At 32.2% G+C, this 20,681-nt stretch carries 17 protein-coding genes and 2 pseudogenes; 6 read left to right on the forward strand and 13 right to left on the reverse strand.

Features of this window, described 5'->3' with window-relative positions:
* Positions 1 to 296: 296 nt before the first annotated feature.
* The 5 genes and pseudogenes from P700755_RS05545 to P700755_RS05565 all read right to left on the reverse strand — a co-directional run bounded on the left by P700755_RS05545 (position 297) and on the right by P700755_RS05565 (position 4,667).
* Entirely contained in the window at positions 297 to 839 is a 543-nt protein-coding gene (locus P700755_RS05545) for a hypothetical protein (RefSeq protein ID WP_015023749.1), read from the reverse strand.
* Positions 840 to 862: 23 nt separating this feature from the next.
* A pseudogene (locus P700755_RS05550) lies at positions 863 to 1,111 on the reverse strand (DUF2806 domain-containing protein); the annotation flags it as partial.
* 21 nt (positions 1,112 to 1,132) lie between these two features.
* Positions 1,133 to 1,510 carry a hypothetical protein gene (locus tag P700755_RS05555; RefSeq protein ID WP_041758161.1) on the reverse strand — a complete coding sequence of 126 codons (378 nt, stop codon included), beginning with the start codon at positions 1,508 to 1,510 and terminating at the stop codon, positions 1,133 to 1,135.
* A gap of 837 nt (positions 1,511 to 2,347) precedes the next feature.
* Positions 2,348 to 3,097 (reverse strand): lipase family protein, encoded by a 750-nt coding sequence (locus tag P700755_RS19115; protein ID WP_083858476.1) that lies wholly within the window; start codon positions 3,095 to 3,097, stop codon positions 2,348 to 2,350.
* Positions 3,098 to 4,220: 1,123 nt separating this feature from the next.
* On the reverse strand, positions 4,221 to 4,667 hold the full coding sequence (locus tag P700755_RS05565; protein WP_015023750.1) for a hypothetical protein: 447 nt from the start codon (positions 4,665 to 4,667) through the stop codon (positions 4,221 to 4,223).
* A 419-nt stretch (positions 4,668 to 5,086) separates the two neighbouring features.
* On the opposite strand from P700755_RS05565, the gene P700755_RS05570 reads away from it, so the two are divergent.
* Positions 5,087 to 6,121 carry an IS630 family transposase gene (locus tag P700755_RS05570; RefSeq protein ID WP_015023751.1) on the forward strand — a complete coding sequence of 345 codons (1,035 nt, stop codon included), beginning with the start codon at positions 5,087 to 5,089 and terminating at the stop codon, positions 6,119 to 6,121.
* Positions 6,122 to 6,299: 178 nt separating this feature from the next.
* Here the strand turns inward: P700755_RS05570 and P700755_RS05575 are convergent, their stop codons facing one another.
* The 3 genes from P700755_RS05575 to P700755_RS20600 all read right to left on the reverse strand — a co-directional run bounded on the left by P700755_RS05575 (position 6,300) and on the right by P700755_RS20600 (position 9,363).
* A complete protein-coding gene (locus tag P700755_RS05575) occupies positions 6,300 to 7,415 on the reverse strand; it encodes an ISAs1-like element ISPto5 family transposase (RefSeq protein ID WP_076611591.1) in 1,116 nt (371 codons plus the stop codon).
* A 332-nt stretch (positions 7,416 to 7,747) separates the two neighbouring features.
* Positions 7,748 to 8,647, reverse strand: coding sequence for an oxidoreductase (locus P700755_RS05580; RefSeq protein ID WP_015023754.1), 900 nt, complete (start codon positions 8,645 to 8,647; stop codon positions 7,748 to 7,750).
* Positions 8,648 to 9,156: 509 nt separating this feature from the next.
* Positions 9,157 to 9,363, reverse strand: a complete 207-nt coding sequence (locus tag P700755_RS20600; RefSeq protein WP_245536007.1) for a hypothetical protein — start codon at positions 9,361 to 9,363, stop codon at positions 9,157 to 9,159.
* 861 nt (positions 9,364 to 10,224) lie between these two features.
* Here P700755_RS20600 and P700755_RS05590 point away from each other — a divergent pair.
* From P700755_RS05590 to P700755_RS21215, 3 genes and pseudogenes are all read left to right on the forward strand, one after another.
* Positions 10,225 to 10,656, forward strand: coding sequence for a DoxX family protein (locus P700755_RS05590; protein ID WP_015023755.1), 432 nt, complete (start codon positions 10,225 to 10,227; stop codon positions 10,654 to 10,656).
* Entirely contained in the window at positions 10,656 to 11,105 is a 450-nt protein-coding gene (locus P700755_RS05595; RefSeq protein WP_015023756.1) for a MarR family winged helix-turn-helix transcriptional regulator, read from the forward strand. The genes P700755_RS05590 and P700755_RS05595 overlap by 1 nt, the downstream gene beginning before the upstream one ends.
* A gap of 145 nt (positions 11,106 to 11,250) precedes the next feature.
* A pseudogene (locus P700755_RS21215) lies at positions 11,251 to 11,461 on the forward strand (IS91 family transposase); the annotation flags it as partial.
* A 312-nt stretch (positions 11,462 to 11,773) separates the two neighbouring features.
* Here the strand turns inward: P700755_RS21215 and P700755_RS05600 are convergent.
* The 5 genes from P700755_RS05600 to P700755_RS05625 form a co-directional block, all read right to left on the reverse strand.
* Positions 11,774 to 12,868, reverse strand: a complete 1,095-nt coding sequence (locus tag P700755_RS05600; RefSeq protein ID WP_015023757.1) for a HigA family addiction module antitoxin — start codon at positions 12,866 to 12,868, stop codon at positions 11,774 to 11,776.
* Positions 12,869 to 14,071: 1,203 nt separating this feature from the next.
* Entirely contained in the window at positions 14,072 to 14,809 is a 738-nt protein-coding gene (locus P700755_RS05610; protein WP_015023758.1) for a hypothetical protein, read from the reverse strand.
* Between the two features lie 295 nt (positions 14,810 to 15,104).
* Positions 15,105 to 15,896, reverse strand: coding sequence for a S1 family peptidase (locus P700755_RS05615; protein WP_015023760.1), 792 nt, complete (start codon positions 15,894 to 15,896; stop codon positions 15,105 to 15,107).
* A 333-nt stretch (positions 15,897 to 16,229) separates the two neighbouring features.
* Entirely contained in the window at positions 16,230 to 16,358 is a 129-nt protein-coding gene (locus tag P700755_RS20970; RefSeq protein WP_015023762.1) for a hypothetical protein, read from the reverse strand.
* A gap of 154 nt (positions 16,359 to 16,512) precedes the next feature.
* Positions 16,513 to 17,220 carry a hypothetical protein gene (locus P700755_RS05625; RefSeq protein WP_015023763.1) on the reverse strand — a complete coding sequence of 236 codons (708 nt, stop codon included), beginning with the start codon at positions 17,218 to 17,220 and terminating at the stop codon, positions 16,513 to 16,515.
* Positions 17,221 to 18,433: 1,213 nt separating this feature from the next.
* Here P700755_RS05625 and P700755_RS05630 point away from each other — a divergent pair.
* Positions 18,434 to 18,895 (forward strand): hypothetical protein, encoded by a 462-nt coding sequence (locus P700755_RS05630; RefSeq protein WP_211206097.1) that lies wholly within the window; start codon positions 18,434 to 18,436, stop codon positions 18,893 to 18,895.
* A 615-nt stretch (positions 18,896 to 19,510) separates the two neighbouring features.
* A complete protein-coding gene (locus tag P700755_RS05635; RefSeq protein WP_015023765.1) occupies positions 19,511 to 20,329 on the forward strand; it encodes a peptidase associated/transthyretin-like domain-containing protein in 819 nt (272 codons plus the stop codon).
* Positions 20,330 to 20,681: the final 352 nt, after the last annotated feature.

Raw genomic sequence — 20,681 nt, forward strand, 5'->3', positions numbered from 1 at the left:
TTCTCACCTCTCAAAAAGTCACTTCGAGTGAAATCTGCATGGTTGGATACTTAAATTGTTAGAGCAATATGTGACTCTCAAATTACGAATACACGACTCAACTTTCCACTGTGAACATCTTTTTTCTTTTTTCTTTTCTCTTATATTGAATTCTTCACCCCCCGCCTACCGTCTCACTACTCATTACTCAGCTCTCAATACTCACATCTCATTACTCACATCTTACCACTAGTATCTCAAAATTAAAGGAGAAAAGAGTTGTTTTTTACCTCGGTTCATTTTCGGCAGTAGTATTTTTATTTTATGATTTTTAAAATCTCTAACAATCGTGGGATTTTGTCAACTTGTGTTTCTGTCCAAAACGTGTAATTTTTAAATTCATTATCATCATAATTATTCAGTTTTATAGTTAGTCTTCTGTTTTTTTCATAAACGAAATATGAGAGAGTCATTTCATTTGCTTTGAAGATGAATTCTGATGATTTATCTTTAAATCTCAAATCTAAATTTGGAATTACATTGTCTTCAATAAAATGAATAAATTCGTTAATTTCTTCAATTCCAATCCACGCAGTTTTGAATACTTCAGGTTTTTTAATATTCATATCAAGTTGAAGAGCATTTCTTTTTTCGCCTGTTTTTAAGTTTATAACTTCTATAGGATAAAATTCCACAGTCTCTCCAATTCCAGATTTAAATTCAGCGATAGTAGTCCAATCTTTATTAATTCTTGTGAATTGTGTTTCGTCAATAAATTTACGAGTGGATGATTCAATGTTTTGTGCGAAAGTGATTGTAGCAAAAATTAAAAATAGTAATAATAAAAATTGATTTTTCATAAATTGTTATTTTGTTGTTTATATTATTGCCAACGTGATGTAATCGAGTAGGCAAGGGGAATTTCAGAACTCACATTACAAAATGCAATAAAATGCTGAGCAGTAGTTTGATCAAGAGTTGACAAAGTTTGAAAATTTTTAGCTCCAAATGACCCTGATTTTCTTATCTCGCCTGCAAGAATTTTAGCTAAAAATAATTGCACATCTTTGTTGGATTTTGTCTCCGCAATTCTGGAAAACATTTCAAGCCAATCTTCATCAATTTCTTCTTTGGAATCATCTTTTGGAGGGTCCTATTGTAATTCTTTAGTAGTTTGTTCCATAACAGACTCTCTATTAATCTGTTCTCGTAAAAGTTTGGCGCCAAAAAAGTAAACAGACCTGTTTCCAAGTGCTCTGTATGTTTCAAATTCTTTTGAGGCAGCACTTGCAGCTTCCGTTGTCACAAGACTAAGACCATCTGCTTCATTTTTTACTTTTTGAACTTTAGCTTGTAAATTAGCAACTGGAACATCAACCAATACTGTAATTAATCTCCCCAATGACTTCCGTAAGCTTTTTTTAATGGCAGGAGGCAAAGGAATTCCATCTATAAGTGATAAAATATCTTTAGCCTCTATTGCTGAAAATTCAGCTTTATTTTCTTCTTGTTCTAAATTTTCATTACTCAATGGTCGGTGTTTTATTTGCCCATAATGTTTGCCTTAAAAATAGTACCCTCTAAAGATAATGATTTTTTTATCAATATTTTCAGGACATGTTAGGAGTTGTTTATTTAAAAAAGATTGGTTTTGAATGTGATTGATTTAAAAGTTTTAACATTAATAACATGATTTAATAAATGGTAAAATCTTGAAAGTTGTTGATCTGCCTCTCAAATCACATTTTTAGTATACTCTCTATTATAAATGCTTGAGGAATAACCTCCAGACACATATTAAAATGCTCTTTTATATCTGCTAATCCTCAAATCAATAGGTGATTAATAGCCTCCAACGGCTAGCCAATTACCTTGGATTGGAAGACCAACGGGTTTGCAAGGATTAAACGAATTAACAAATCAAATTTTTTTACTTTTCTCTCTACTCACTACTCAAACAGTCACTTCGAGTGAAATTCAAATTACGCCAGTAAATTTGAATTTAGTATCGAGAAGTCAAATCTGGATGGTTGGATACTTAGATTGTTAGATGATTACGAGCTGCTCCTGTGGGCGATTTTTTGTTAAAACAATTTACAATATAGGTTCTATGTATGCGAATAATATTAAGGTATTTGTTTCATTTTTTTAATTTCATTTTCCGCTTTCTCTATTTAGTTTTTAACTTCCCTTTTATTAATTATTAAGTTTTTTATGGTTATGTTGCATTACTGCCAATAGTCTAGTATATGAATCATGACATCCCAAAACGTGCAATGATTTCATATATATTGTTGTGCTTTCGTTTTATTGTTCCAAGTTAAAAATGAGCTTATTCAACTCGTAACTAAATCGGAAAGCTGTTATCTTATTTAACCTCTGCGCATCTATGATAATCATTATTGCATGGGCTTTCTGGATTCCATAATGCATATGCATAAGAGCAACATGGATCATGAGTTTTTTCTTCCTTACCATAATTAGCTTTAAATGAGATTTCAGTTCCTACTGTTACATATAAAAATTTAGGTGGGGAAGATTGTAAGTTGTTGGGGACATTAGGTACTTTATCAGCTAAATTAACAAGACGAAAGGTTTCTTTGAGTAGACCGGGAGAACTTCCAATTATAGTTAAGCTATTGTAGTAATCAGCAAAAGATTGAAGTCCAACCATTGGGCTAGCTGAATTGTAATGATAAACTTCCATATTATGTGCAATGAGTTCAGGTACTGCAAGTGTAGCAAGTGTAGATCCAAGGCTGTGTCCGGTTACAGTAATTTTTTGTCCTCCACCAGGATATGATTGAAGCTGCTTCCGTAAATCTGGCAGCAATCCATTGTGTACTTTATACCAGCCAGTTTCTACATTAATATCTGATGGAGGATTTGGGGTTGGAGCAGTATATAGAACAGGAGCATATTGAGCGTCTACAACAAAATCGACTATGCTTTTACTCCCGCGAAATACTAGGAAAAGTCTTCCATCCTTGTATTTGACAAAAGACCCGAAGGGTTCATGACAAGGCTTATTTAGATAGTTGAAATTACTCCAGATAAGCGGTCCAAAACTAAAATCGTCAACACTAAATTTGATCTTAGTTACAGAGCAGATATCGATTGGCTCATACTTTTGTCCAGTTCCCCAAGAAAATTCGGATTGGGATGGAGGAGGATTACTTACTGCCGTTCATTGGTTGTAAATATTACCAAGTACATTCACAAGAAAATTACAAAGCTGGAAGGTTGATTGGTCTGAGCGTCCAAATGAGATTGGTAATGGGTCTTTACAAATTGTTTTCATAATTTATTTATTTAATCAGATTTCCTGTTTAAAACCTTTCTCAAAGGTTCTTTGAATAGTACTAAATTTCTTATCTAATAAAGCACAACGTATGATTAGTATAAATTTAGTAATTTTTTTATTATCCTAAATTTTTTAACATACATAACATGATTTAATAAATGGTGAAATCTTGGAGATAATTAATCTACATTTCAAATCACAATATTTGAATACACTCAATTATGAATGCTAAAAAAATAAATTAGCAGCACTTATTAATATGCTGTTTTATAACTGCTAATCCACAAATCAATAGGTAATTAATGGCCTCCAACGGCTAGCCAATTGCCTTGGATTGGAAGACCAACGGGTTTGCAAGGATTAAACGAATTAACAAATCAATTTTTTGTACTTTTCTCACTACTCAACTCTCACCACTCAAACAGTCACTTCGAGTGAAATTCAAATTACGCCAGTAAATTTGAATTTAGTATCGAGAAGTCAAATCTCAATTGTTAGAACAAAAATTGTCTATCAAACCGCGATTATACGACTCAACTTTTAACTGTAAACATTTCATTTTTTTTCTTAATTTGAATTCTTCACTCCCCTCTGCCCTCTCTAAATTCTCTGCTCATTACTTACTTCTCACCTCTCTCCACTCACCACTCACCTCTCAAACAGTCACTTCGAGTGAAATATAAATTACGCCAGTAAATTTGAATTTAGTATCGAGAAGTTAAATCTCAATTGTTAGAACAAAAATTGTCTATCAAACCGCGATTATACGACTCAACTTTTAACTGTAAACATTTCATTTTTTTTTCTTAATTTGAATTCTTCACTCCCCTCTTCCCTCTCAAAATTCACTGCTCATTACTTACTTCTCACCTCTCAAAACTCACTACTCACCTCTCAAAACTAGTACCTCAAAATTAAAGTAGAAAAGACTTGTTTTTTAACTCAGATCTTTGTTTTGATAAGAAATATTTTCAAACAATCTTATCACAATTTCGCTCAATATTATTCCGTTTATAATAATAAAAATAAGTGGCACTGCATAAAATAATCCGATTACAATTCCGCTAACATCATCTCCATAATTAAAATCAATTGAGCTTTTTAATACTGTAATTCCTAAAATAATTGTCCCAATTGCAATTATCATAGAAAGGATTAAAATCGAGTTTTTTGTTTGTTTATTTTTTATTAATCCGTTCCTATAATTTGGCAAAACAAAAATTCCGCACAAAGCTATTGTCAAGGCAAAAGTATCAGTTGAATTCATATAAAATCCGTGTCCAGCTGCTCCCATTAAAAGGAAGTAAAATAGTACAGAAAATATTAAAATCAGCACAAAAAATAAGAGGCTATATTTTCTTAAAAATCCGATTTTCAATTTCAAATGCAGTTTTTATTATTCTAAGTAACGTTTTGTTCACACCTTGTTTTTGCTGGTATTTAGGCAAGCTTGATTTAACTCATTCTTGCATCTAAATTAGCAATTTGTTTTTGAAGTTCTATGACCTTTCTCTTTCTTTTTTGATCAAGATATTTATAAACAATTGTAATTTTGCCTTTCTAGAGCATATTCCAAAGTATAGTGGCTAATTTTCTTGCAGTAGCAGAAACACCTAAAGCCCTCCCTTTTCTGTAGGCTATTCTGTTGAAGAAATTAGAACGGTGAGTGTCTTTTAAATTTCAAATAGAAGTAGCAGCTTGTCTTAAAGACAATTTTAAGTCTATGACTGCTCTTCAGAGTTCTACTATTAACTTAGAATCAATAGTTCTTTATTTATAGTTAAATATTTCGTATATTTATAGATGGAAAAAATAGACTTAAGGAGTGTTTCTGATCAGGAAAGAGGTATAATTCGAAGGGATGCTGTAAAAATGATAAAACGTGGAGATAAAAAAAAAGACATAGCTCTGTTTTACGGTGTTCATGTAAATACTGTTAGAGATTGGTGGAAGCTTTACAATAAAGAAGGTCATAAATCTTTGTCTTATCAAAAACGAGGAGTCAAATCAGAAGATCGAAAACTACTCAATAAAGATCAAGAAGCTGCAATCCAAAAAATGATTATTGATGTAATGCCCGATCAACTAAAGTTAGATTATGCTTTGTGGACTACAAGGGCAGTAAGGGATTTGATAGCAAGAGAGTTTAGTATTACAATCGGAAGAAGAGCTGTCGGTAATTATCTCAACGCTTGGGGATTCACGCCTCAAAAGCCAAAAAAGAGAGCTTATGAACAATGTTCCAAAAAAGTTCAAAAATGGTTAGACGAAGAATATCCAGCAATAAAAGAGAAGGCAAAACAAGAGAAGGCAACTATTCATTGGGGGGATGAAACGGGTGTAAAAAACAATAATCATCATGGACGTTCCTATGCTCCAAAAGGAAAAACTCCTGTTAAAAAACATATGTCGAAGCGGTTTTCAATCAACATGATTTCTACAGTTACAAATCAGGGTTTAATTCAGTTTATGATATATAAAGAAAATATGAACTCAGATGTATTTATTCAATTTTTAGAACAGCTCATCAAATCGCAAGAAACCAAAGTATTCTTAATCCTTGATAATTTACGAGTCCATCATAGTAAAGTTGTAAAGAAATGGGCGGAAGAAAATGGCGAAACCATAGAACTATTTTACCTGCCATCATACTCACCTGAGCGAAACCCAGATGAATATCTGAATTGCGATTTAAAGTATGGACTCTCGGATAAACCGGCACCAAAAACACAAGAAAAAATGAAAGAAAATTTAGAGAATCATATGAAAATGCTTCAAAATGATAGCGAAAGGGTAGCAAAATATTTTAAACATGAGAGCATCAAATATGCTGCATAAAATTAAAGATCTTTAAGTGCGAGGTTAATACTCAGAATTCTTCCATATAGTTTATTATTTAGTACCAATCTAAGCCAGAATGAAAGGTGTGGTGCGTTTTGGAATTTAAGTATTTCATTTTCGCTAAGTCCACTCAATAAAGTCAGTGAAGTTCTGTGACTAAGACAGGGCAAACGCATTAAACTTTCATTAGATTCAGCACTTTTATCAGATAGTGATTGTCCCATCCCGCTTGAAGTCTTCTGCTCTTCACCCCTGTTTTTAATGATTTTTCATTTTTCAATAAATTTAATGCAATTTTATTGAGTATGGAGAAATTTTGAGTGGAGTTACCTGTTCTTTTTCTAGAAGCATCTTCTGAAAAAGCAACATCTAAAGTCCAGTGTAACTTATTTTCTATAGACCAATGAGAACGAATGGCTTTTTGAAAATCTTGGGAGCTAGCCTTTATACTTGAAATATAATATCGTATAGCGTGTTGTGCAGGCTTTTGTGAGTTTTTAAACTCACGTTTGCTTTCTATTTTTATAACACTTGTTAGGTTTTCCCAGTTATTGTTTTTTAAAATAAACTTAAAGTTGCTGATTACACTGCACGTCCTGGTTTCTATTCTGCCATGGTCTAGTTCTTGGCTAAGGTTTGATTCCATAGTTTTTCCAAATCTAAATTCATCTTCAATATGCTCTAGTAACTGAGGTTGATTCTCTTTTACAGCCAAGATATAGTCTGCATTTTTTTTAACGATGGCCTTAGCTATTTTAGTTTGACATCCCATAGCATCAATAGTTACAATAGTATTTTCTATGGATAAGACTTTTAATAATTTTGGAATGGCAGTGATCTCATTTGACTTCTGGGAAACTTTCACTTGTCCTAAAACCAAATTATTGTCATTTGCCCAAGCACTAACCATGTGTACTGGGGATTTTTTACCACCAGCTTTAGCACCTCTAATTGTTTTACCATCTATAGCAATGATTTCTCTGGGCTGTAGTTGTGCAAGAGCACTAACCCATTGTATAAAGCATTTTTCAAATTGATTACTGTCAATATTAGAAAAAACGCGATTAAATGTGTCGTGCGAGGGGATACCATTAGGCAAATCAAGGAAGCTACGAAGAAATTCTTCTTTTGAGTTGGCGTAGTTTTCCATTTCATTCCATGAATCTGCTCCACAAATCACTGAAATAATCCCGATGAGAAGGATGCTTTCTAAATCGTAAAGTTGCTTGTGAGAACGTCTAAAGTCGGGTATTTGACCAAATATGGTCTTTAGCTTTTGGGTAGTTTTCAAAATGTATAAAGTATTGGTTATCAATATAATATACAATATTTTAAACTAAAAAACAACAAATAATATGATGAATTTTAAGTGATTAACACTCATTTTTACCCAATTAACTTAAACTTTTTTTAATGCGTTCGCCCTGTGTGACTAAGACCTTCTATAGCACCAAAATCAAAAATAGTAATAAGAAACAAGGTGAAAATCTATGTTTTTTAGTGTGCCAGGTAAATTGAATAAAAATGATCCTCCAAAACCTAATTCAAGGATGGCTCCTAGAACTAATAATCCGATACCTGTTTTTGTGATTATGTTTAGTTTTTGCCAAACTGTTTTTTATTTTAATATTTAACACCTGTCAATTGTTCTGATATCTCCCATAGTCTTTTTGCATTTTCTTCGTTTTGAGCCATTTTGTTTGGCTGAACTATGACAGGATATCCTCTAGATTCAAAAAAGCTTTTTGGTCCAAAGTAGTCGCCAGATGTAGCATTTAAATCTGTGGCTGCTCTAAGTGATGGCAATGTTCCCGTTTCTACATTTTGACCAAATAGGGGAGCCAAGAGCCTTGTTATGCTCATATGCCTACCTAAATCTGTATTTGTCCCACCAGGATGAGCAACAGTGAATAGGGGTGCATTCGGATTGCCTTTGTACTTCCTTACCAGTTCATAGGTGAAATATAAATTAGCCAATTTACTGTCTGAATACGCTTTAATGGTGCTGTACTTTCTAGACTCCCAATTGATGTCGTCAAAATTTATGCTACCAGATTTATGTGCAATACTACTGGTTGCGACTACTCGTGAATCTTTGGTTTCTAATAATAGTGGTATTAAAAGACCTGTAAGTGCGAAATGGCCAAAGTGATTGGTTCCCATCTGAATTTCGAAACCATCTTCTGTTTTAGAATAAGGGCACATCATAATCCCAGCATTGTTGATTAAAACATCTAACTGACTGTAATCACTAGTGAATTCTTCAGCAAAAGTTTGAACAGACTTCAATTTACCCAAATCAAGATGTCTAATTTCTAATTTTGCGTTTGGAAAATCTTTACGAATTTCCATAACTACATCTTCTGCTTTTTGAGTGTTTCTAACAGCCAGTATTACTTTGGCATTTTTACTAGCTAATACTTTAGTTGCTTGTTTGCCTAAACCACTCGTAGCTCCAGTAATTACTATAACTTTATTACTCTGATTTGGAATATCTTCACTAGTCCAATTTAGATTTGTCATGTTTGCCCTTGTTATGATTATTTAGTTCACAAAATTACTTTTATGTTCGCTCTTGCTCATAACTATTTCGCAGAAGAATGGATAAATTTCTGAGAAGTCTAGCTTTTACCTTGTGCTTGACGTTGATGTAAAAAGTCGTTTTAACGCTTTTTACATCAATCGTTGGCATTGTTTTACAGGTAAAGGCACTAACGTGTTTTTAATGAAAGCAACTAGTGCGATGCCGTTTAGTTCATTAATATTCATCAACCTTATATTTTGAGCCCTTCTTTTAGAGGCTTTTGAAGTAGTATCAATTAAATTACCGCGATGTCTAACTAAGGTTCTTAGATGTTCTGTTTGTAAATCATGCAAAAAACTTCCTCGTAGAAGTCCGAGGGTATGTAATTTTTGAATCCACATACAATCTAGAACATCTGTTTTCTTTCCTTGGATATTTTGGTGAATTTTTCATTGGTTAGAATTACTTCAATAGATGAATTTTGTAATTCAGTAAATAAATTTTGCCATTACGAACCGGTAAATTCCATAGCCACGGTTTTTATATCATTTTCGAGTAACCACCTCACTAAATCTTTCATATCCTCAGCGTAAACTCCAAATTCACGTCCATTAGCGTTTACTTGATTAATTGCTACAAAATGAGAACGACTGCCAATATTAATTCCAGCTGCATTAGAATTGATGATTTTCATTTTTAATTTTCTCTTTGCCATTGTTTTTGGTTTTAGATTAATAAAAAACCCAAAGAGAATGTATATTGAAAACAAGAAAATATTCTGAACGACATATCCATAAAGGATTCATCAGTGTAATTATCACTAGCCTTGGATAGGTAAATATCAAAGACGTTTTACATTCCAAACAGAATTGCGCACGAGCTTTGAAGGCATCAATTTGAAATCGGTCTTGCAATGAGCTATTGAGCAAGATACAAACGTTACTTTAAAGTATTTTTTTTTGGAAAAGAGGGGAATTACAAATAACGGTTTAGTTTATTTGTAGTATGGCGTATTGACCTAATACCAAATTAGACCTATAATGACGCAATAAATCGTTTTACCGATATGAATTCGGCACAGGCTTTTTTCGCATGCTATTCATCAAAAATAATTACCGTAGCTGAGGCTATGCTAGTTATTTTTGATTTCAATCAATCAAAAAATAATTCAATTTATTCATACGGCATTATAAATATAATTTGGTATAAGTTGTTTTTTCGAAGATAGGAATAGTAGTGTTAACACATAAGTGATTTCTTGAAGCACAAACCCCTTATTATCGCATAGGTAATGTTATGTTCTTTATTAAACAGCACTTTACTTCTAATGGTTTTCACAACTTAAATTATCTCTTCAGAAAATTTTCGTTTATTGATTTCCCGTCCCTTTTCACTTTAAATAACGTATTTATTTTGAGTAGTCTACGGAATAAAAAAGAGGCAAATAAAATTCGTCAAGTCCACATCATTATTCCTTTGGAATTAATAGTTAGTCAACAATGCTAGCATCATAATAATAATTACCTACATTTGTATCGTGAACGATATAATCGTAAACGGTATAAATTAAGATGACATGAAAAAAGAAATTAAGACAACATTGACACAAAATATTTTTAGAATCCTTTTAGCCATTTTTATGGTCTATGCTGGATTTAGCCATCTTACTTTTAATAGAATCGACTTTCAGGCTCAGGTGCCAGATTGGATTCCAATGAGTAAAGATTTAGTCGTCATACTTTCAGGTATAGTAGAAATAGCATTGGGTCTTGGCCTAGCTTTTTGGAAGAAAAAAAGAGCAAAGTTCGGCTGGGCACTGGCTTTATTTTTCATCTTAATCTTTCCTGGTAATATTGCCCAATATTTGGATAGTAAAGATGCCTTTGGAGCATTAAACTCTGATAAAGCAAGATTGATACGCTTATTTTTTCAACCTGTCCTAATTGCTTGGGTTTTATGGTCATCTGGTGCTTGGAAGTCATGGAGAGCAAATAAAAATAAAAACTAATGGACAACTTACAATTAAGTAATCAGATCTGCTTTCCTATCTATTCGGTGTCTAGACTTATCACAAAGGCATACAAGCCATATCTAGATGAAATGGGAATAACTTACCCTCAGTATTTAGTACTTATGGTATTATGGGAAAACGATCACCTTTCGGTAAATCAAATTTCAGAAAAACTACTATTAAACACCAATACAATTTCACCCTTATTAAAACGTATGGAGAAATTGGACTTGATAAAACGAAATAGAAGTTCTAAAGATGAACGCAGTGTTAATGTCCAATTAAAAAATAAAGGGAAGCTACTAAAAGATAAGGCCAAACCGATTCCTGAGCAACTTCTTAAGATTCTACTGAATGATAATATCGAATTATCAGATGTAATTCAGTTGAAAGGAATACTTAATCATTGCATTGAAGTTCTAACTGACAATAATAAAACTAAATAGTTGGGGATTTATTTACACCGTGGAAACGATGTAGCTTTTTGAAGTTGCATTCTACAAAGACCTTATAAAGATTGTGAATTCAGATAAATTGATCAAGCTATTATATTCTGAGAAGCGAATTTTAAATACTGTTAAGTGCGTTGGAAAAAAAGGGAAGTTACCGCTATTACAACGGCAGTTAAGAGACAAAAACTTGGCACACATATTAACCTTTGCCTTTCAATAGAAGTTCTTAAATAGCTGTTGTCCGAGTTGTAAAAAGGAAACCTTGATCACACTTTCCATCTTTGACAGCCGAGGGCCAAAATGATTACAAACAAATTAAAAAGGATAAACTACTAGAATACAAACATTAAAAAACAGTTCTAAAAAGAGCACTAGCAGAATACTGCCTAAACTGAAGAAAAAAGGGCAATATCGAGTGAAACTCACATAAAAAGAAACAAACCAACCCAAAAAACAGTTGCTTCAAGTAACCATCAAAGAAAAACAGTGCCTAATTTGATGTAAAATCGACCTTATCCTTTTTTGAGGTCTATGGCCTAATCGTCGATTTCCCCATTATCAGCAATCCCTGATCAGTCAACAAATCATAGAGCAGACTCCACTGAGCCTGCCTGTCGAAGTGATAGCTATCGGCACGCCATATGCTTAGTTATTAGCCACAGTTATTTCATTTTTTTGTCAATCGTAGTTTTCATTGCATAATAGTCCATTTCGTAACAAACACGACCTAATAATATAGCAGGGTTAATTTTATGTTTATCTCCTAAAGCTTTTATTTTCTCATCGTTTAAAGGAAGATGATTGTCTAAAATGTCTTGCCATATGTCTTTAGAAATCAGTTTTTGTTGAGCGTAGTTATCTGCTTCAGTCTCGCATTTGTCCAAATTCTGTTTTCTAGTCAAGTCCATAAATTTCCTATCCTTATCATTTCTCAAATGCAAATCTATATGTCCAATTTCGTGCAAAATTGTAAAAGCAAAATTGTCAATCCGATTATATCTCAAAGTCAATGCAATAGATGGATTTTTCTCTGACCAAAAGGAAAACCCATCAATAGGTGTTTTCTCAAGTTTGTCAATCAGCAACATTTTAATTCCAAATTGATTAAGTACTGCTTTAACTTTTTCTGGTGTTCCAGAATTTTCGTAAAAGATATTATTCAGGTTTATACAGAGTTGATTTAAATTGTCAAAATTAAAAGTATTCGTTTTTTGGTTTTTAGCTTCATATTGAGCTAATGAACTCCAAGCGAACATATTTTTCTCATCAATTTTTAACTTATCAGATTTACGATAATAAGCAAATTTATCTTTAGAAAAAGAAGTTACTAAAGAATCAATAGTTTCCACTTCATATATATTCTTTATTGTTTTTATGTCACTTTCAATGTCATCATTTAAATATTTGTGTTTTTTAAAATATCGAACAGGAACATATTCTTTGATAATGCTCCATAGTTCAATATTTCTAACTTTTTTAATATTTTTCTGCTTAACTCTTGCCTTATCAATCTCATATTGAGATTGGAATTTCATCCAATAGTCTGCTGAAATACCTAATATTTTTTCTAATAAAATTGCAATATCTGCGGTTACTGGTCTTTTTCCTTTTATAATTTCATTTAAAAATGAAGGTTGTACATCTAATTCTTTTGCCAATATTCTTTGGTTTAAATCAGGTATCGCATCTAATTCATCTTTAATTAAAACTCCTGGATGTGTCGCTTGTACTGGTGTTAAAACTTTGTTTGTTTCCATCTTTCCCTGTGTTTGCTTGTAGTTATTACTTGTAATGATTACTCAATTCAATAATTGAGCATATTGTAATACTATCTGGTTCTTCTCCTTCTAGTGTAATTATAAATTCTATTCGATACTTGCCATCCACTCGAACAGATTCTAATCCTTTATTATCGCCAATAAGTTTTTCATAATTCAAACTCCTAATGGGATATAACTCTTATGTATTTTTTGCAACTCTTAATTTATCTATTGTTTGTATATACTTTTTGATAACACTTAGTTGAAACCTATGTTTTTTGCTTCGAGCCTTACAATTTTCGTACAGTTCTTTCAGATAATCTTTCTCGAAATTTATTTCCACAGCTTTCTTTTATCATATTGTAAAGATACAAATAAATAATAAAAGTTCACTTAATTAGTGAACTTTTATTATTGCTCGTAATTGATGCCAACATCCGTATATACACTATTCAAATCTTAAGTAGTTGGTATATATCTATTAAAGGAGGCTATTTTTTTTATTTTCAACTAAGCTAACACTTTTGTAGATATTATTCAATTCACTTTTTAGTGTTCAATACCACTTTCCTTACAATTTTAATGAAAGCCTAACCAGAACATAGCTTGCCACCTAGACTACTTAAATTTGAATAGGCTTAAGTTGATAATAAATTACACAATAATAAAGAAGTACTCCTCTTACCCTCGAAAACTATCACCAAAAATCAACTAATACCAAATTAGTTTTTAAATGATGCATTAAAAATTTGAATTATACTACGACGTAGCTCAGCACAGGTTTTTTAATTGATTGAAATTAAAAATAATTAGCATAGCAATAGTTACGATAATTGTTTTTGATAAAAAGCAGGTGAAAAAAGCCTGTGCCGAATTCGTATCGGTAAAGCGATTTATTGAGACATTATAGGTTTAAATTGGTATAATACTCAAACTGCAGGAAAATGATAAAAAACAGCAGATTCTTACACAAAAAAAGCGTGATCTCCCTAAAAAGTACCTTATTTAGATAAGAAACTGAATAAAAAGGGATGCAAAGCACTCTAAAAACTATCTTCTCCTCTTGTAAGGTTCTTGCCAACTCATTGAATTCCCCCTTATTTAAAAATACAGGATCAGTCAACAAATCATATAGCGGACTCCACTGAGCCTGCCTGTCGTGACTAGGCAGGACATATACTTAGTTACTTAGGCAAAGTATTATTTCGGGTCTGGAAAGCAAATTGGTCCAATTGCACCTCCTTTGTAATTTAAAGCGATATTGTCTTTAAAATGAATATAATTACAACCTTGTTCGAATTCACGTTTCATATATTCTTCAGATTTTTCTTTGTATAATGCATATGAATATTGTCCTAGTCCACTTCTTGCAAACCCAATTATAGTTATTTCACTATTCTCTATTGAAATGCAATTAACCTCTTCAAGCATAGTTTTTACCTTAAGTAGAGTAGAATTCTTCCAATTCAAAATTTTTAATTTTTCATTTAAAGAATCAGAACCGTATTCCAAGTTTCGTCCTTTTGATATAAGTTTTGATTTTCCGTCAGTTGTTTTTTTGTAGATTTTTAAATCAATTGCAGCTGGCATAGTTAAAATATGGCTTTCGAGTACAAATTCAATCGACACAATTAAACTATCTGAAATCAAATGAGAAAATCTAGAGGGTAGACTAACCAATTTTTGTTCGTTTTTTTCAAGATTCCCAATTAATTCTGACTTGCTACTTTTTGGTAGGGAATACATCATTAATAAAAATTCTTTTGATATTTCATTTCCCTCGGAATATGCTGTTTTTAGCTCTTGAACTTTATCAGGATGAACATCTTTAATAATGACTTGAAATAATGAGTCTTTATCTATGTTTTTATTAAATTCTTGAGCATTGATGGAATTCAAAATAAAAATGTTCACAAGAAGTAGTAGTATTTTTTTCATATGCTTGCTAATATATGTGTAGCACCTTCGGATTCATATTCACTATCAAAAATCACACTATATGAGTTTGTATTAAGTCTTTTGAGTTCGCTTAATTCTTCTAAACTAGAACCATTAATAAATCCTGAACCTCCTAAATACATAATGATAAAATGATGCTCGATATTATATTTTCTTAGGATTTCCCTAAAGTATTTAACATCGTTTCTTCCTCTACACCTAAAATGATGTTACCCTCCAATTTCAACAAATCAACTACATCCAAGTTCGCTAATAGTATTTGAAATATACCGTTTTATGTACTTTTTGAGATGTTTTTATCTACAAATGATTTAACATAAGCTGAAACAGCTTCTGAATTTATCACAGCACCAAGACCTAAAAAATAACTTGCAGCGTTTTCATCTTTTCTAATAACCGATTCAGAAAGAATACCTACAAATATAAGTCGAGTCCCCATTATAATACCTCCACTATGGCCATAACTTCCTTGGTTGAATATGAAAACGGGACTACCGCTAGAACCAGGATATACACCTGCATCTATTAAAAATTTTTGTTCGCCATTAAAATTGTTCCAAATTGGTGATGATGTAATACCTCTTCTAATTAAGGGAGTTAGATTAACACGGTCAAGTAGTCCGCTTGGATAACCGATAAATGTAACATCTTCAATTGCACTTAATTCTTCAATTTGTTTTTTAGAAGGGATTATAGATTCATCAATCGTTCTATAAAAAACAGGTGTATTATTACTATTTAATTGATTAATTAATGGAGCAATTGGATGTATAGCTAAATCTAAATCTTTGTTTGCAGTCGATAAAAATGTAGCAGCACTTAATTCAACTCTTATTTTATTTATCTTAGGAGGCTTGTCTCCTTCAAGAGCAACGAATTCAGTGATTATTTGCTTTGCATCTGCAATAACGTGGTTATTTGTCACTAGCAATGGAACAGATTTTTCATCATCCAATTTGTGATTAATAATGAATCCTGTTCCGAATGATTTCTCTCCATTATTTCTTTCCACCCAAATTGGAAAAGTTGTATAGAGTAATTGTGTGCTTATATCATTTAAGTTCATATTTTATTTCTTTTGTACGTTATCAGGATTTGGAACCTTATTTAGCAGGTCTGTGGATAGGTCAGAGATAGATTTATTATCAGTGCTCCTAATAAAAAAGTAGGATGTTCCTGTAATTGCATATATAATAGGAAATCCAACAAAAACCAATTTCCCTAAATTTGTGTCGATTTTTAATGATGAGAAAATTCCACTAAAAAAACCTCCAATAAGAATTGCTGTAATAGCTAACAATATTTCTTGCCAAGGAATGTTGCTTTTACTATGTTTATCTAAAGTACCTCTAATATCTTTTAAAACAGAGGCTCTGACTTCTACAACAAAATCATTAGCTTAATCTTCTGGCACTGTTACAGAATATGTCCGAACAGAGGTGGTAAGGTTTTTATCTCCATCCAATTTAACCACATAATCAGGCGGTGGGATAAATTCTACTTTCGGTTCAAAATCTTTTTCCTCCATAATTTATTTTATTGTGCATAACGTGATGTTTATAAGAAAGTTGCGGTTTTGCGTGCGAGGATTTTCCGTAGAAAAATCAGGCGTAACAAAATTGCAACAACCTTTGGTTAAGCCTAAAACAGCAATTATTTTTATACGGTGTTAGGCAATATTTTTATACTTTTTTTGGTGCTTGTTTTATTCTTATCATTATATCTTTTCGTTCTGACCAGTCACATAATTGAAAACCTTTACTGTTACATAATTCAATTAGTTTCTTTTCGTTTTGCTCACAGATACTTTTTAAATCAAGAATTATTTGAGAAATATCTGTTCTAATAATTTTATTTTTATCTACTGTTTGAAGCCAAATATGATTAATCTCTTTATTGCTATGAGTTAAGTCTGGCATAGTAAATTCAAATTTTGGGCCATATTCAATTCCGCTGATTAATGTCATTGGGCTTATTTCGCTTGTAACTGGATTTTGGTAAAACCAGATTAAAATTCCATAAAAAGGACTTCTGTTTTTTAGTAACGATTCATTTATTCTTTCATTCAAATGCTGAAGTGTATTCCTAAAAGGATTTACGTGTTTAATCGAATTCAAAACTTCGTAATTACTATCAGATGGTAATTCTTTATAAATCTTAATAAATCGAGAAGTATGGTCTATTACATTCCAAGCGTGATTAAAAATAGCGGAAACACCTTCTTTCTTGTTTTCAGGTTTTGATATTTGTAATAATCTGTCCTCAAGACAAGAATAATTATGTTCAATCATTTCGAACGTAATTCTTATCGAGTCGAAAATCAAGAGTTGTTCTCCTTTCAATTCTCGCGGCAAATATTTTAAAGGCGAATTTTCACTTAAGATTTTCATTTTTTATCTAATGTTGCTAACATCCGTATAAACCCTATTCAAATCTTCATTATTGGGGATATATCTATTTTGGACGTTGTATTATAAGTATCATTAAAACTAACACTTTCATATATAATATCTAATGGACTTTTATGTTTTTTTCGGGAATAGCTAAAGATGGTCTGTAGTTTTTTACGCTTGCGGAGATATATGAGGTAAAGCGGCTTGGACGCGGCTTACTGTTAGCACGAGTCCCATATCTTATTTATTTTCAGCACTCTAGGACTAATCAACTTTTGGACAAGGTCATTTAACAAAAAATGAGCGTGATTAAAACAACACCCTATTGCTAAATGGATGTAATCCTGTCGATTTATAAAATACTGAGCAGCAATAATTGCTCTTAAATAATAAATCATTCCAGAGAAGTCATCCACAAACTGCTGAACTTCATCATAGGTCTTAAATTTAGCAGCTGAACTCGTTTATGGATTATTTCTAGTGACCTAGTTTATGAACCGGTTGGTTCGATAACAGTTCAAATCTATTTTGAAATTCAGTGGTGTGAATGCCAAAAACTTTTTGTTGGCTGAGTTGTATTCTGCGATGGAAAAGATAGTGTTTCAAAGTTTTCATGAGTCTTGTTTTTAAAATTGTTAGTTAGCTTCAGATTATCTGTAGCGTCTTTTCAAATTCCAATTGTAAGAATTTGTCTCTTTTAGTCGTCTTGAAATACTGTTGTTGTTTAAGGTTCTCATAGTTCTAATGTTTTAAGTTATATGTGTTTCTCTTTAATAGACGACGGACTTCTATGTTTGTTACAGTACCATGCTAAGCAAAGTACTTAATTTAGCATACTATTAACAAATAGCCGATTTATTCTTAGGTTTTGTGGCTTGTAGCCTTCCGTTTGTAAATCAATAATGAGATTTACAAACGAGGTACATACTAGGGGGAGTTACATTTTTAATAAGTCAGTTGCTAATGTGACTTTGTATTTCGTGAAATTAAAGAATGCCATTATGAATCTAATTCTTTTAATAAAGGAAGGTGAGAAGTGTTGCCAAACTGATTTTATACAGGGTTTTTAACAATGAAAACTTAGCTCAAACTTAAAATTTATATCTTTCGAGGAGCTTTGATAACCGATGAAACTAATTTTGTTACTTATTTAATTCCAGAGGTGCTCTTTTCACAATAAAAACCTCAAAAGCAGATGAGGGGTATAGTAATGAATAAAGATTCTATTATTCAAGATGTGACGGTTATAAACAAAAACTTAGGAAAATTTTCAAGAACTAATTCTAATGGCATTTTCAATGCAAGGGCAACTATAGAAGATACCTTACTTTTTTCTCATCTTTCTTTCAGCACCTTCAGTAAAAAAATAACTTATAAACTTTTGGAACAAGACACGTTAAGGATTCAAGTTCCAGATATGAGCAATCGCTTAAAGGAAATTCAAGTTAACGCTTATTCCAATATTAATGAAGTGTCCCTGGGGATTATAGACGAAAAACCCATCCGGCTTTCCAAGAACCAAAGGCGGTTAAAAACAGCAGGTGACTTTAAGCCTATTCACCTTCTAGCCCTTTTAGGGGGAACATTGCCTTTAGACCCGATCATCAACAAGATCTCTGGCAGAACCAAAAAACTGCTAAACTTCATCATAGGTCTGAAATTTAGCAGCTGAACTTTTTTGTGGATAATTTCTAGTGACCTAGTTTATGAACCAGTTGGTTCGATAACAGTCTAAATCTATTTTGAAATTCAGTGGTATGAATACCAAAAACGTTTTGCTGGCTGAGTTGTATTCTGCGATGGAAAAGACAGTGTTTCAAAGTTTTCATGAGTCTTGCTTTTAAAAGTGTTAGTTACCTTCAGATTATCTGTAGCGTCTTTTCAAATTCCAATTGTAAGATTTTGTCTCTTTTAATCCTCTTGAAATACTGTTGTTGTTTAAGGTTCTCATAATTCTAATGTTTTAAGTTATATGTGTTTCTCTTTAATAGACGACAGACTTCTATGTTTGTTACAGTACCATGCTAAGCAAAGTACTTAATTTAGCATACTATTAACAAATAGCCGATTTATTCTTAAGTTTTGTGACTTGTAGCCATACGTTTGTAAATCAATAATGGAGGTTTAAAAACAGAGAACCGACTAGGGGGAGTTGCATTTTTAATAAGTCAGTTGCTAATTTGACTTTGTATTTCGTGAACTTACACCATGCCTTTTTGAGTCTAGTTTTTTTTATAAAGTAGAATGATAAGTGTTGACAAACTGATTTTATACAGGGTTTTAAACAATGAAACCTCAGCTAAAAAATAAAATTTATATCTTTAGAGGAGCTTTGATAACCGATGAAACTAATTTTATTACTTATTTAATTCCAGAGGTGCTTTTTTCACAAGCAAAACCTCAAAAGCAGATGAGGGGTATAGTGATGTATAAAGATTCTATTATTCAAGATGTGACGGTTATAAACAAAAACTTAGGGAAATTTTCAAGAACTAATTCTAATGGCATTTTCAATGTAAGGGCAACTATAGGGGATACCTTACTTTTTTCTCATCTTTCCTTCAGCACCTTCAGTAAAAAAATAACTTATGAACTTTTGGAACAAGACACGTTAAGGATTCAAGTTCCAGATATGAGCAATCGCTTAGAGGAAGTTCAAGTTAACGCCTATCCCAATATCAATGTAGTGTCCCTGGGGATTATAGACGAAAAACCCATCCGGCTTACCAAGAACCAAAGGCGGTTAAAAACAGCAGGTGACTTTAAGCCTATTCACCTTCTAGCCATTTTAGGGGGAACATTGCCTCTAGACCCGATCATCAACAAAATCTCTGGCAGAACCAAAAAACTGAAAAAATTGGTCAACTTCGACCAAGATGAAAAGGTGTTTGACTTTATAGTCCACACTTATGAAGAGTACATCAAGGGAGACCTTGGGATTTTAGAAGAAGAATTTAATAGGTTTATCTATGTCCTCGCAAGCGATCCGTCAATTCTAAGCTCTATAGAAGAAGGTAATAGCTCACAGCTCAAATTTTTCATTCAAAACGCGGCGATTCCCTTTAAGACGGCTGCTGCCAAAGTTGATATGCCAAAAGAGGATTGATTCTTCCTTTCAGTTTAATCAGTTTGACTTGGTTTACGATAAATTCGATTATCTACTATTGATCTATAATTAAATCCCACTTTTGAAAACAAAAATTCAAAAACTGCTATCTTATTTTTTGAATTTTCCTTAGTGATATTGAATGTTCTAAACAAAAATTTAATGCCGAAATTTTGGGCTGTAAGGCCATATTTTAAGCTATAAACTCTATAAGACTCTATCTATTTTGAGCTAATATGAAGTTTAGTACAATAGTTAGTTCTCCGAATTTTTTTTTAAATGGCTTACGCACTTCTATTAATCCTATGTTTTTGAAGGAGTTCAGATTTAACCCATCGTTCAATCTTGCCAT

Source organism: Psychroflexus torquis ATCC 700755, from assembly GCF_000153485.2.
GTDB classification, from domain to species: domain Bacteria; phylum Bacteroidota; class Bacteroidia; order Flavobacteriales; family Flavobacteriaceae; genus Psychroflexus; species Psychroflexus torquis.